12 protein-coding genes are annotated in these 12,514 nt (G+C 60.8%); 11 read left to right on the forward strand and 1 reads right to left on the reverse strand.

All coding sequences use genetic code 11. From position 1 onward, the window contains the following. Position 1 precedes the first annotated feature (1 nt). From HUK72_RS16970 to HUK72_RS16995, 6 genes are read left to right on the forward strand one after another with little or no spacing between them, the layout of a single operon-like run. Positions 2 to 1,510 (forward strand): class I adenylate-forming enzyme family protein, encoded by a 1,509-nt coding sequence (locus HUK72_RS16970; protein WP_176597993.1) that lies wholly within the window; start codon positions 2 to 4, stop codon positions 1,508 to 1,510. Next, positions 1,507 to 2,262: a citryl-CoA lyase gene (locus HUK72_RS16975; protein ID WP_176597994.1), complete on the forward strand. Its 756-nt coding sequence runs from the start codon at positions 1,507 to 1,509 to the stop codon at positions 2,260 to 2,262. The genes HUK72_RS16970 and HUK72_RS16975 overlap by 4 nt, the downstream gene beginning before the upstream one ends. Positions 2,263 to 2,285: 23 nt before the next feature. Continuing rightward, a complete protein-coding gene (locus HUK72_RS16980) occupies positions 2,286 to 3,152 on the forward strand; it encodes a dioxygenase (protein ID WP_176597995.1) in 867 nt (288 codons plus the stop codon). Positions 3,153 to 3,157: 5 nt separating this feature from the next. Then, the gene (locus HUK72_RS16985) at positions 3,158 to 3,451 is read left to right on the forward strand and encodes a YciI family protein (protein ID WP_176597996.1); all 294 of its coding nucleotides are present in this window, start codon (positions 3,158 to 3,160) and stop codon (positions 3,449 to 3,451) included. A gap of 32 nt (positions 3,452 to 3,483) precedes the next feature. Then, complete coding sequence (locus tag HUK72_RS16990; RefSeq protein WP_176597997.1) at positions 3,484 to 3,870, forward strand: nuclear transport factor 2 family protein; 387 nt, start codon at positions 3,484 to 3,486, stop codon at positions 3,868 to 3,870. Between the two features lies 1 nt (position 3,871). Then, entirely contained in the window at positions 3,872 to 4,951 is a 1,080-nt protein-coding gene (locus HUK72_RS16995) for a maleylacetate reductase (RefSeq protein ID WP_176597998.1), read from the forward strand. 62 nt (positions 4,952 to 5,013) lie between these two features. Here HUK72_RS16995 and HUK72_RS17000 read toward each other — a convergent pair whose 3' ends face one another. Continuing rightward, entirely contained in the window at positions 5,014 to 5,955 is a 942-nt protein-coding gene (locus tag HUK72_RS17000) for a helix-turn-helix domain-containing protein (RefSeq protein ID WP_255325840.1), read from the reverse strand. Positions 5,956 to 6,485: 530 nt separating this feature from the next. On the opposite strand from HUK72_RS17000, the gene HUK72_RS17005 reads away from it, so the two are divergent. The 5 genes from HUK72_RS17005 to HUK72_RS17025 all read left to right on the forward strand — a co-directional run bounded on the left by HUK72_RS17005 (position 6,486) and on the right by HUK72_RS17025 (position 12,483). Then, positions 6,486 to 8,936 carry a TonB-dependent receptor gene (locus HUK72_RS17005; protein ID WP_176598000.1) on the forward strand — a complete coding sequence of 817 codons (2,451 nt, stop codon included), beginning with the start codon at positions 6,486 to 6,488 and terminating at the stop codon, positions 8,934 to 8,936. A gap of 63 nt (positions 8,937 to 8,999) precedes the next feature. After that, a complete protein-coding gene (locus HUK72_RS17010; protein WP_218036156.1) occupies positions 9,000 to 10,730 on the forward strand; it encodes an FAD-dependent oxidoreductase in 1,731 nt (576 codons plus the stop codon). After that, positions 10,727 to 11,113, forward strand: coding sequence for a c-type cytochrome (locus tag HUK72_RS17015; RefSeq protein ID WP_176598001.1), 387 nt, complete (start codon positions 10,727 to 10,729; stop codon positions 11,111 to 11,113). The genes HUK72_RS17010 and HUK72_RS17015 overlap by 4 nt, the downstream gene beginning before the upstream one ends. Before the next feature lie 126 nt (positions 11,114 to 11,239). Further along, positions 11,240 to 11,971 (forward strand): SDR family NAD(P)-dependent oxidoreductase, encoded by a 732-nt coding sequence (locus HUK72_RS17020; protein ID WP_176598002.1) that lies wholly within the window; start codon positions 11,240 to 11,242, stop codon positions 11,969 to 11,971. Positions 11,972 to 12,006: 35 nt separating this feature from the next. After that, positions 12,007 to 12,483 (forward strand): nuclear transport factor 2 family protein, encoded by a 477-nt coding sequence (locus HUK72_RS17025; RefSeq protein WP_218036157.1) that lies wholly within the window; start codon positions 12,007 to 12,009, stop codon positions 12,481 to 12,483. The last annotated feature ends 31 nt before the right edge of the window (positions 12,484 to 12,514 follow it).

Genomic DNA, 12,514 nt, shown 5'->3' on the forward strand with positions numbered 1-12,514 from the left:
AATGTATCCGATCGAATTTTTCTGGCGCGCCGTCGCGCGCCACCCGGATCGCTTTGCCGTCCTGGGGAATGGGACAGAGATCAGCTTTGCCGAATTGGGCCGCCGGGTCATGGCGCGAGCGGGCATGATCCAGAAGCTTGCCCCTGAACCGTCCACGCCGGTGGGGATTGGCGCGCACAACTCGGTGGAGCACCTGATCGGCATTCTCGGCGTGCTTGCGGCGGGCAAGGTCTGGGTTCCGCTCAATCCGCGCAGCGGCGACCCGGAGATCGCCCGGCAAATCGAATTCGCGCAGCCGGGTCTGGTGTTGGCCGATGCCGAAATGACGGCCCGGATCGGATCGCCCGCCTGCCCGGTCCATCTTCTGGAGGATAGCCCGCCGGAATGCTCCGAAGAGCTGGCGATGGGGCCAAGGCCAAGGACCGCCGTACCGCTTCATACCACGCAGGCGATCAAGTTCACCGGCGGCAGCACGGGCTTTCCCAAGGGGGTCAAGCAGCCGCTGCGAGCATGGACGACCAATATCGTCACCCAAATCCAGACTTTGGGGCTGACGGCTGATGACCGCTATCTGGTCGCGGCTCCGCTCACCCATGGCACCTCCACCTACATGTTGCCGGTTCTCGCGGGCGGTGGCGCGCTGATCTTTCCGGACTATCCCAAGTCCGCCGCCTTGCTCGACGCAGCCGAACGGTTTCGCGCCACGCTGTTTTTCGCCCCGCCGGCATTGGTGCTGGCGCTTGTCGAAGAGCAGACGGCCCGGCCACGCGATCTGGGCGCGCTGCGTTATCTGATCTATGGCGGTTCACCCATGCCGGCGGAACAAATTCGCGACGCGCAGGCCTGCTTCGGTCCGATCCTGTGCACCTCTTATGGCCAAACCGAGGCGCCTCAGATCGTCACCTTCCTGCCGCCCGACCAGATGCAGGGCAGGAACCTGCGATCGGTCGGCAAGCCCAGCCTCTTGACCCAGGTGGCCATTCTGGACGAGGACGGGCTGCCCGTGCCCGATGGCGAGGAGGGCGAAATAGCGGTGCGCGGCGATCTGTGCATGACCGGCTATTTCGAAGCGGCCGAGGCGTCGGAGGCGGTTCTCATCGATGGTTGGTTGCGTACCGGCGATGCCGGTTTGTTCGATGAGGACGGTTTCCTGTTCTTGAAGGACCGGCTGCGCGATGTGATCATCACGGGCGGCTTCAATGTCTACCCCAGCGACGTCGAAGGCCAGATCGCGCAAGAGCCAGCGGTGCTCAACTGTTCGGTAGTGGGCATCCCGGACCCCAAATGGGGCGAAGCCGTGCACGCCGCGATCGAGGTGCGCGAAGGGCATAGGCTCGACCGGGCGGCTCTGCAGGCCAATATAAGGGCTGCGCTGGGACCGGTGAAGACGCCCAAGGAAATCCATATCTTCGACCAACTGCCCCGCAGCGCGGTGGGCAAGCTTCTCAAGCCCGCCATTCGGGAGGAAATCATGCGCAGACGGCAATCCTCTGCGGAGGAAAGCGCGTGAAGACCCCGCGGAGCCAGCTTAGCCGATATGACAGCAGCTCGGTGCATTATCGCGACCACAATCTGGTGGAGGATTTGCTGGGGCAGGCATCCTTCATCGACGTCTTCGCCTATCAGACGCTGAACCGCCAGATCGATGCCGCCGAACGCACCGTGATCGAAGCCGTTCTTATCTGCCTCATGGAGCATGGCCTGACGCCCAGCGCCATCGCGGCGCGGATGGTCTATTCCAGCTCGCCCGAGAACATCCAGGCGGGCGTCGCCGCAGGCCTGCTTGCCGTAGGCAGCCGGTTCGTTGGCACGATGGAAGGGTGCGCGGCATTGCTGGAAAACATTGTTGCCGACCCCGATCCGGAGGGGCGGGCACAGGCCATCGCTGCCGGCCATCGCGACCGGCGCAGCCCCGTGCCAGGCTTCGGCCATCATCTGCACAAGCCCGACGATCCCCGCGCCGCTGCCCTCCTGGACCTGGCGGAGAGGGTCGGGACCGCCGGTCCCCATGCCGATGCGTTGCGCTGCCTGGCCCGACAGGTCGACCATGTTGCGGGACGCCACGTCACCATCAACGCGACGGGGGCCGTCGCTGCCTTGCTGGGCGACATCGGCGTGCCGGTGCGCCTCATGCGTGGCTTCGCCGTGCTGGCGCGAGCCGCCGGTCTCATCGCGCACATAGCCGAAGAACAGCTCGATCCGTCCGACCGATTTGTCTGGGCGCTCGTCGACGGCGCGATGTCGTCGCAGGACGCGGATTGAACAAAAAATTCAGGGAGTTGAATATGCGTAACATGACCGAAACCCAACTGACCGACGTGGTGGTCGAAAGATATGCGAGCACGCCCGACGCCCGGCTTCGCTATTTGCTGCAGACCCTGATCGTCGCATTGCACGATTATGTCCGCGAAGCGCGACTGACGGAAACGGAGTGGATGGAGGCGATCCAGTTCCTGACTCGCACCGGCCAGATGTGCGATGACAAGCGGCAGGAAATGATCCTGCTGTCCGACAATCTGGGCATTTCCGCCCTTGTCAATCTGGTCAGCGCGGGTGCCCCGGAAGGCGCGACGGAAACGACGGTGGTCGGCCCCTTCTACGTTCCCAACTCGCCGCAACGGGAATGGGGCGAGACGATTCTGCTGCGCGAGACCGACGAACCTTCGCTGATCGTGCGGGGGCGGGTCGTCGATTGCCAGGGCGCTCCAATCCCGGATGCCGGGATCGAAGTCTGGCAGACAGATTCGAACGGGATGTACGATATTCAGGACCCGACCCAGGCGGTGGACAATCTGCGCGGCCATTACCGGACGAACGCCAAGGGCGAATTTCTCATCCGCACTATCCGTCCTACATCCTATCCCATCCCGACCGACGGGCCGGTGGGCGAACTGTTGGAGGCCACGGCCCGCCATCCCTGGCGGCCCGCGCATATCCATGCGATTGTGACCGCGCCCGGCCACCGGCCACTGGTGACGCATCTTTTCGACGCGGAGGACGCCTATCTCGATTCCGACGTGGTCTTCGCGGTCAAGGAGTCCCTCATCCGCAACTATGCGCAAAACAGCTCCGAAGAAGATGCGGCCCGGTTCGGCGTTTCGGCTCCGTTCTGGGAGCTTGAGACCGACTTCATCCTGGCTGCGCAGGATTGACTGGCATGTTCTTCATCATCATCGCCCGCGACAAGCCGGGGATGCTTCAGGTGCGGCAGGACACCAAAAGCCTGCATATGGCCCATCTCGATGCCGGAGCGCCGGGCGTCGAAGTCCTCCAGTCCGGCCCCTTGCTGGACGAGGGGGGAGACGAGGCGGGATCGCTCATCATTGTGCGCGCGACGGACAGCGGCAGCGTGGAACGGTTTCTTGCGAATGATCCCTATGTCGCGGCGGGGCTCTTTGCCGAGCATAGCGTCCAGCGCTGGCTGTGGCGCCGGGGCAATCCATTTCTGTGACGATTGAAACGATGAAGCGAAACGGGACCAGAGTGAACGACGAGCTCAAGCAGCAGATCAGGGACGCGGAAGATGCGCGCTTTGCCGCCGTCATCGGCGCCGATATTCCCGCATTGGAGAGCCTGCTCCACAAAGAGCTGCTTTATAGGCACTCCAGCGGGTTTGCGGACACGCGCGAGACCTATATTGAGGGCCTGCGCGCGGGCCTATGGGTCTATCGCGCGGTCGACCGGTCGGAGGAGACGATCAGCGTCAGCGGACATACCGGCCTTGTGTTCAACCGGCTGTGCATCGATCTGCTCTTCAGGGGCGAACGCAAGCATGTCAACGCCAGGGCGCTATCGGTCTGGGTTCGCGATGACGGACAGTGGCGTCTGATCGCCGTGCAGTCCGGCGCCGTTCCTCGGGAGGATGTCTGACATGCCGGACAGCTCCCTTTCGTTCGTCCATGAACCGGCGGCGCAGCGCGTCCTGTTTCAACCCGGAGGCTTTTCCCGCATGGGCGAGGAAGCCGACCGTCTGGGGCTGCGGCGGCTCCTCGTCCTGACGACGAAGGGACAGGCGCGGTTGGGCGAAGCCGCCGCCGATCTGCTTGGGGAGCGGGCCGTGGCCTTGTACCCCGGTGCGGTGATGCACACGCCGGTCGAGGTGACCGACGACGCCTGCGCCCTGGCGGCGGACCGAAAAGCCGACGGGATCGTCGCCATTGGAGGCGGCTCGACCGTAGGGCTGAGCAAGGCGATCGCCCTGCGCACCGATATGCAGCAAATCGTGCTTCCCACCACCTATGCCGGATCGGAAATGACCGACCTCATCGGGCAGACGGCCCATGGCGAGAAGAAGACCGAACGGACCCGCAAGGTTCGCCAGGAGACGGTCATTTACGATGTGCACCTGACAATGTCGTTACCGGCCAGCATTTCCGCCCTGTCCGGGATGAACGCGATAGCCCATGCGATGGAAGCGATGTACGCGCCGGACGGCAATCCGATCGTTTCGCTGATGGCCGAAGAGGCCGTTTCCGTGCTCAATGCCGCGTTGCCGGCCATCATCGATGCCCCCGCGTCGGTAGAGCATCGCAACCGCGCCCTTTATGGCGCCTGGCTTGCCGGTACGTGCCTGGGGTCGGTGACGATGGGACTGCATCACAAGCTATGCCATGTGCTGGGCGGCAAATTCGACCTGCCGCATGCGGAGATGCATACGGTTCTTCTGCCCTATTCGCTGGCGTTCAACGCGAAAGCCGCAGGCGATGCGATGGAGCGCATGGGGCGGGCGATGGGCGCGCATGATCCGGTTTCGGCCCTGCGCGATCTGCAGGCCCGTTGCGGCGCGCCCGCCGGGCTTCACGCGCTGGGCATGCCGGCGGAGGGGATCGAAGATGTTGTCGCGCAAGTGGCCCATGCCGATTTTCCCAATCCCAGGGCGGTCGAAGCCGATCCTTTGCGGGTGATGCTTTGGGCCGCGCATGCCGGCAACCCGCCGCCGGACCTGCTCTGACATGTTGGCGGACCGGCGGCAAACATGGTTTCGTGCTGCATCCGCATAAGCCAACCGGACAGCTAGGCGGTCTGCCGCAAGGATTGCGCCTTGAAGCGTCTGGGCGAAATTCCGTAGAAGGTCTTGAATGCCCTTGAGAAATGAGACGTGTCGCTGAAGCCCCACCGATAGGCGATGTCGCCAATCCGCGCATTGGGGTTCCGACGAAATTCCTCCGCGCAAAATTTCAGTCGGCCTTCGAAGATGCGCCGCGAAACCGGTCCGCCAGACCTTACCAGCACGCGATTGAGATAACGCGAACTCACGCCCAGTTCGTGCGCCAACGTCTCCACATTCAATTCGGAATCCTGCAACCGATCGGCCAGAAGCTTTTCAAATCGTCTGGTGAGCGCAAGTTCAGCCGGCGTCAGATCGAGCGGCGTCAGAAAGCCAGCGACCGTTTCCGAGAGCAGATTGACCACGGCAGCGATCGCGCTGTCCCTTTTTTCGGTGGCGACATCGTCTGCGGCGCAACTGTCGAGCAGGGCCAGAGACGCAGCGCCCGCGATGTGCAAAAGCGGCTCGCCATTCGAGGCGCAAATGGAGTCCCGCAGGGCCGGAGGGGCATTATATCCCCATCGGCTCCACGGGGCCCTGATGAACAAATGCCGGAACGAGCCGGGAAAATCGAGGGCGACGGGGGTTCGCGCGTCGTAAAAGAACATGTCTCCAGGTCGCACGACATGCTCCCTGTCGCCTGTTCGAACCCGCATCTGTCCTTCCAACTGAAGAAAGGCGACCGCGAACTCGTCATCGTCGCGCGCCAGCCCATAGGGATGCCGTTCGGCCACGTGCGACGACGCCTTGAGTTCCGCGATCGAGATATTGTCGCAGCCTTCATATCGAATGCTGCCGACGAAATCTCGCGAACCTTTGCAATCAACGCGCAGCAAATCCGAGCAAACAACCTCTTGCCAAAAGGACAAAGAGTGATTGGAACTGACATCCGTTGAAAATTCATGCATATTATTCGCAATCTTGTTTCTGGACTTGCTAAATAATTACATCGCCAGCGTTAAACCGAAGACATTGAGGCGAACAGAGATAGCGCAAGCACAAAAAGCGTCGCATGCCGTACCAGGTGCAAAGCGCATTCCCTGACTCCTCTCATCCAGAACTTCAGGGCGCCGGGAACGGGCGGCGCCTTTTCGAGCCCTGATTTTCAGGGACGTTAACATGCCTGTTTGCAATCGCAAAGCCTCTCGCGCTTTCCCGGCCGCCGGCGCTGCCCTCTGCAGTGGCCTGCCGCAGCCCGTTCCGACGCGCCGCCAAGTCAGGTCGCGAATCCGGCCGTCACCATCGCGGCGGTGACGGATCCACGCCTTGGTTCCGAATCTGACGCAATGGGTCCGGTCCGGTCATGAAATTAGCCCGGCTCGATCAAGAAATGCCCGCGGTTTGGATGTAGGTATCCCCCCAGGAAAAAATTCCGCGAGCCAGGACCGGCGGAGCGGAAAATCCAAGCTCGTGCATCAGGAAAATAGGGGAGGGTAGTATGAAGGGAACTGCAATGTTAAGGCGCGGTCTGGCCGTCTTTTTGCTGACGACAGCGACGGGCGCCTGGGCGCAGGATGCCTCGGCCAATCGCGCCGCCGTGCCGGAAGCGGAAAATGAAGGAGGGGTGCCCGACATCATCGTCACGGCCCAGAAACGCGAAGAGCGCCTTCAGAAAGTCGGCATTTCGGTCAGCGCATTTACCGGAGAGACGCTCGCCAAGGCCGGGGTCGCCAGCATCACCGATCTGACCAAGATCGTGCCCGGCCTGACCGCGACGCCCAGTCCCACGAACACGCCCGTCTTCACCTTGCGCGGTATCGGCTTCTTCGAAAGTTCCGTCAGTTCTTCACCGAACGTTGCGGTTTATCTGGACCAGGCGCCGCTGTCCCTGCCTGTTTATGCGGCGCAAACCGCTTTCGATCTGGAACGGGTCGAAGTCCTCAAGGGGCCGCAGGGCACGCTGTTTGGCTCCAACGCGACAGGCGGGGCGATCAACTTCGTGGCGGCCAAGCCGAGCGATACATTCCATGCCGGGGTCAAGCTGGGATATGGGCGTTTCAACACGGTCGACGTCGACGCCTTTGTGACCGGGCCCTTGAGCGATACGCTCAACGCGCGGCTTGCGGTCAAGTCCAGCAAGAGCGACGATTGGCAGAAAAGCTACACGCGCGCCGATACGATCGGGAAGAAGGACGTGACGGCCGCCCGTCTTCTTTTCGACTGGCGCCCCGCCGATCGCCTCCGCTTTCAACTTGACGTGAACGGCTGGCTCGACCGGTCCGATCCGACCACGCCGCAACTGGCTCGCGCAGTGACGCCGGACGATCTCTCTGCGCGTCTGGGAACCTGCTCGGTGCTGGGCTGCGTGACTTTGGACAATCCGCTGCTGCTTTATCCCGCCGCTCCCAACAACCCCCGCGCCGCCGACTGGCCTTCGGACCCCCGATACCGGCCCAAGCAGGACAATGGATTATATCAGGCGATCCTGAACGCGACCTATGACGTGACGGATAATATCGCCCTGACGTCGCTCAGCAACTACATCCATTATACGCAGCATCGCACAAGCAGCCTGTCCGGTCTCAACCTGTTGGATGTCGAAAATGCCGCCGATGAGGCCACGGCGCATGACTTCACGCAGGAACTGCGGCTCGCCAATACGGACAATGGGCCAGTCCGCTGGGTGGTCGGCGCCAATCTCGCCCTGAGCAAGTCCAGCCAGGAAGTCTTGCTGGTCTATCCGGATGCTTCGACCGGTTGTTGCCAGAATGGATTCACAGCGAACACTTATACATCGGATCAGAAAAAACGGTACATTGCAGGCTTCGCCAACGCGCAATATGACGTCACGAGCCAAATTACGCTGAAAGCGGGCATTCGGTACACGGACTCCCATCATACCGCAGTATCCAGCGAATATGGCCCTCGCAATTATGCGGAAAATCCGCAACTTGTGGGCTTTGAGGAGTTCGCCAACTTCCTGTTCACGACCTATTATGTGCCAAGCCCCGGCCTGTGTCCCGCCGGAACGGTTTTCCAGCCTATCCCGCCGGGCGGAGGCATTGCGATCGACCCCGTCACCTGCCAGTCGGGCGTGTATCGCGGCACGCTGAACGAGCATAATGTCTCGTGGAGCTTGGGCGCGGACTTCAAGCCGACTCAGAATGTGCTTCTTTATGCCAACGTCGCCAAGGGCTATAAAGCGGGCGCTTTTCCCGCCACATCGACCGTCACCTGGACCGCTTTCTATCCGGTCAAGCAGGAATCCGTTCTGGATTATGAGGCGGGCTTCAAGCTGACGCTGCCTGGCGGCCGGGCGATCATCAACGGTGCCGGTTTCTATTACGACTATTCCAACAAGCAATTGCGCGGCAAGTTCGTCGATCTTTTCTTCGGACCACTCGACCAGTTGATAGGAATCCCGAAATCGACGATCAAGGGCGCGGAAATCGATGCGACGGTTTCTCCGATCCAAAATCTCACCCTGCGCGCGGCGGCGACCTATCTCGACGCGAAGATCAAGACATATCAGGGCGTTGTGGGGGAAACCGTGGTCAATGGCCTTCACTTCCCGGTGAATGCGTCATTTGCTGGCGTGCGCCTTCCCTTCTCTCCGTCATGGCAGGGCAGCTTCAGCGCGGATTACAGCTTCGGGATCAATGATCGGATGGACGCTTTCCTGGGAGCATCCGTCATGGGCCAAACCAAAAGCTATGGATCGCCTCAGCTTTCGGCTGCCGGTCGAGCGGATGCGTTCATCCCCAGCTATGCCCTTCTCGACCTGCGCGGAGGTCTCCGGAGCGCCGACGGCCGTTGGGAACTGACGCTGTGGGGCAAGAACGTCACCAATAAATTCTATTGGACCAATCAGTTGCGGAACTTCGACACCATAGCCCGCTACGCCGGAAGACCTGCGGAATATGGCGTGACAATTGGCTGGAAAATGTAATTTTGATCAAGCGCGGCGGTATCGTCGATTGAGCGATACCGCCGCGCAGCAGGAGGGCGATGCATGGAAGACGGAAAAGGTCCGGGAATCTCGCGAAGAGCCATGATCGCGGGGACGGGAATGGCCGGCGCTTTTGCCGCCAGCGCTTCCCAGGGTTTTGCGCAATCGACCGCCGAACCCAGCCCCGCATTCGACATGGAGACTGACGTCGTCGTCTGCGGCGGGGGCGCTGGCGGTCTGGCTTCCGCCGTCTTGTGTCGGTCGCAGGATCATGAAGTGGTGCTGTTGGAAAAAGCGGGTAGCCTGGGGGGCACAGCGGCAAAGGCTGCCTTCTGGTACTGGGTTCCCAATAATCCCGCGATGAAGGCGGGCAATATTGCCGACCCCAGGCAAGGCTTCCTGCAATATGTCGCGCGTCTTTCCAGTCCTGACATCTATGATCCCAGTTCACCAACTCTGGGTCTCGACCAGTGGCAATATGATATGTGCGCCGCATTGTACGACAGCGGGGCGGATGCGGTGGAGGCGCTGGCCGGTCAGGCGGACCTGCCATTCCGGCATGTAGCCGGCGCACCCGATTATTGGGCGGAACTGGCCGAAAACAAGGCGTCGCTCGGACGCGTCCTGGTGCCGGAAGGCACGAACGCCACTCTGTCGGATGGCGGCAGGGTCGCAATCAGGAACATGACGGCGGCGGCCAGGCGCAAGGGCGTCAGGATCGCCACATCCCATCGTGTCGAGCGTCTGATCCGGGACGGCGAGGGCAGGGTCATCGGGGTCGAGGCATCCCGTTTCGACGATTCCAAAGTGAGGATACGGGCCCGCAAGGCCGTGATCTTCGCGACGGGCGGCTTCACCCATAATGCCGCGATGCGCGCCAGTCATCTGCGCTTGCCCATTCAGGGCGGCTGCGCCGCGCCCACCAATGAAGGCGATATTCTGAATATCCTTGCGGATGCAGGGGTTCAACTCCTGAACATGAAGAATGCCTGGGCCGCGCCGGCATCATTGGACAAGATCGCGGCCGGTGACGGAGCCTTGATCGATACGTTCAAGATGGGCGGCGATTCCATGTTGATCGTCAACAAATATGGGCATCGCGTCGTCGACGAAAAACTGCCCTACAATGAATTGGCTGAAATATTCGGGGCCTGGGATGCCGTCCGTGGCGAACATCCGAACCTATGCCTTTTTTCCATATGGGACGAACGCGCGCAAAGGAAATGCGCGTCGGCTGAGTTCGGCAATCTGATCGTTCCGGAGGGCACGGATAATCGGCATGTCATCAAAGGCCAGACGCTCGAAGAACTGGCCAGCGGCATTGCAGCCAGACTGGCCAGCTTCCGCACTACCGTGTCGACCCAATTGGATGCGAACTTCACGGCCGGTCTGAAGGCCAGCATCGACCGGTTCAATGCATTGGCCGTCGCGGGCAAGGACAGCGATTTCGGCCGTGGCGAGCGCATAATCAGCAAATTCTTCAACGGGCCGGCATTGGAGGCAAATCAGCCCAACGCGACGATGTGGCCGCTTGCCGATACAGGGCCATATTATGCGGCCTTGATAGTGGCGGCGTCCCTGGACACGAAGGGCGGTCCGAAGACGGACGTCGACGGGAAAATATTGGACCTGCAGGATAAGCCCATTCCTGGGCTATATGGCGTCGGCAACTGCGTCGCGTCATGCAGCGGCTCCGCATATTGGGCGGGCGGCGCCACGATCGGACCGATCCTGACCTTCGCTTATCGGGCCGCGCAGGCCATCTCTCGGGAAAACAAGGCGATTCCGGCATGAGATACATTGTCCTGTTGATGGGATTGATGGCGATCCCCGCCGCATCCTTCGCATCCGCCAAGACGCAGCCTCCATCCCCAGGGGAGAGGTTGTTCCAGCGAGATTGCGCCGCATGTCATACCATTGCCCGCGGTTCTGGGGCGGCCGAAGGGCCAAGTCTGTACGGCGTCATCGGGCGAAAGATCGGGTCGATGAGCGGATTCCGCTATTCGCCCGCATTGCGAGCGAAGAGTGGCAAGGTCTGGACAGCCAAGCTGTTGGACCAGTGGTTGACCGATACGCAAAAATACGCGCCCGGCGCCAACATGGTCTATTTTTCCGAAAATCCTCGCGAGCGGATGCTATTGATAAATTATATGCAAGAACAGAGCGTCGGTCGTTAGGGCAGCTTTGTTCCATTCAATGTCATGATGACTTTCCAAGCGATAGACATGGCTTGAATTTCGATATTCGAAGTAGCGCGAACGTTCGTGAAACAGATCATCGCAGCTATGCAGCAGGAGGCGAGAATGAACAGGTTGAAGGATAAGGTTGCCATCATCACCGGGGCGGCGAACGGCATGGGTCATGAAACGGCCAAATTGTTCGCTGAAGAGGGCGCTCTCGTTATAGCAACCGACGTTGCCGATGGACCTTCGACGCCTTACGGCAATTCCAACATTCAATTCATGCGTCATGACGTGACGTCCGAAGCCGATTGGCGCTCAGTCGTTTCGGATGTCGTTGCGCAGCATGGCAGGATTGACGTGCTGGTCAATAATGCGGGCATCGTCGGTTCCTATGCGTCCATCGACGATTTCACGCTGGAAGACTGGAACAAGGTGATCGCCGTCGACCAGACGAGCGTGTTCCTGGGCATTCGCGAGGTCGGGCCTCATATGCGGAAGGCGGGGAAGGGGTCCATCGTCAACATCTCATCCGTCTGGGGCATCACCGGCGTAAGCGGCGTGCCGGGTTATCAGGCCGCCAAGGGCGCGGTGCGCACGCTCACGAAGAATGCGGCCATCACCTATGCGAAGGACAATGTCCGGGTGAACTCCATCCATCCGGGCATCATCTTCACGCCGCTGGTGCAGGCGCAGGCGGAAGAACTGAATGCAGCGGTGATCGCGGCAACGCCGCTGGGGCGCGCAGGACAGCCGCGGGAAATCGCCTATGGCACATGTTTTCTCGCAAGTGACGAAGCGAGCTTCGTGACCGGAGCCGAATTGGTGATTGACGGCGGACTTGTCGCGCAATGATCGAACCGCACGGCTTTGACGGAAAGGATGATGACATGACGACGCAGACAGATGGTCATTTCAATATTGTCGAAATGAGCGGCGATCAGAGAAAAGCGGTCGCACTGGAATATTTCCTCCGCATGGATCGCGGCGACGACTTTCTCGAATTGTTTGACGACAACGCCACCGTATATTTCCCCAAATGGGGCATTGCCCGAGGCCGGTCCGAATATAGCAGGCTGTTCTCGGAGTTGATGGGCATCCTCAAGCAGATAGAGCATCATTCCGCCTATTCCAACTTCATCATCCAGGACGATAGGGTGGTGGTGGAGGGCACCAGTTCAGGCGTCACGGCAACGAATGTGGAATGGCGTGTCGGCGTGACGTTCGCCGGCAGGTGGTGCGACGTCTTCGAAATCCGCAATTTCAAGATACAGCGGCTCTTCATCTATCTGGACCCCGATTATAGCGGCGAAGATGTCGAGCGCTATCCTTGGCTGGCAAATCAGGACGCCAATCATCCGAGATAATGCATGGCGCGATTATTTCGGGAAAGGGCGA

It is taken from the genome of Sphingobium sp. 15-1 (assembly GCF_013375535.1).
GTDB classification, from domain to species: Bacteria; Pseudomonadota; Alphaproteobacteria; order Sphingomonadales; family Sphingomonadaceae; genus Sphingobium; species Sphingobium aromaticivastans.

Excerpts from the sequence above, each read along its gene's own strand:
- HUK72_RS16985 (WP_176597996.1), top strand. The coding sequence starts at position 3,158 with ATGTTCTTCATCATCATCGCCCGCGACAAGCCGGGGATGCTTCAGGTG.
- HUK72_RS17025 (WP_218036157.1), top strand. The coding sequence starts at position 12,007 with ATGACGACGCAGACAGATGGTCATTTCAATATTGTCGAAATGAGCGGC.
- HUK72_RS17010 (WP_218036156.1), top strand. The coding sequence starts at position 9,000 with ATGGAAGACGGAAAAGGTCCGGGAATCTCGCGAAGAGCCATGATCGCG.
- HUK72_RS16970 (WP_176597993.1), top strand. The coding sequence starts at position 2 with ATGTATCCGATCGAATTTTTCTGGCGCGCCGTCGCGCGCCACCCGGAT.
- HUK72_RS16995 (WP_176597998.1), top strand. The coding sequence starts at position 3,872 with ATGCCGGACAGCTCCCTTTCGTTCGTCCATGAACCGGCGGCGCAGCGC.
- HUK72_RS17020 (WP_176598002.1), top strand. The coding sequence starts at position 11,240 with ATGAACAGGTTGAAGGATAAGGTTGCCATCATCACCGGGGCGGCGAAC.
- HUK72_RS17015 (WP_176598001.1), top strand. The coding sequence starts at position 10,727 with ATGAGATACATTGTCCTGTTGATGGGATTGATGGCGATCCCCGCCGCA.
- HUK72_RS17005 (WP_176598000.1), top strand. The coding sequence starts at position 6,486 with ATGAAGGGAACTGCAATGTTAAGGCGCGGTCTGGCCGTCTTTTTGCTG.
- HUK72_RS17000 (WP_255325840.1), bottom strand. The coding sequence starts at position 5,955 with ATGCATGAATTTTCAACGGATGTCAGTTCCAATCACTCTTTGTCCTTT.
- HUK72_RS16980 (WP_176597995.1), top strand. The coding sequence starts at position 2,286 with ATGCGTAACATGACCGAAACCCAACTGACCGACGTGGTGGTCGAAAGA.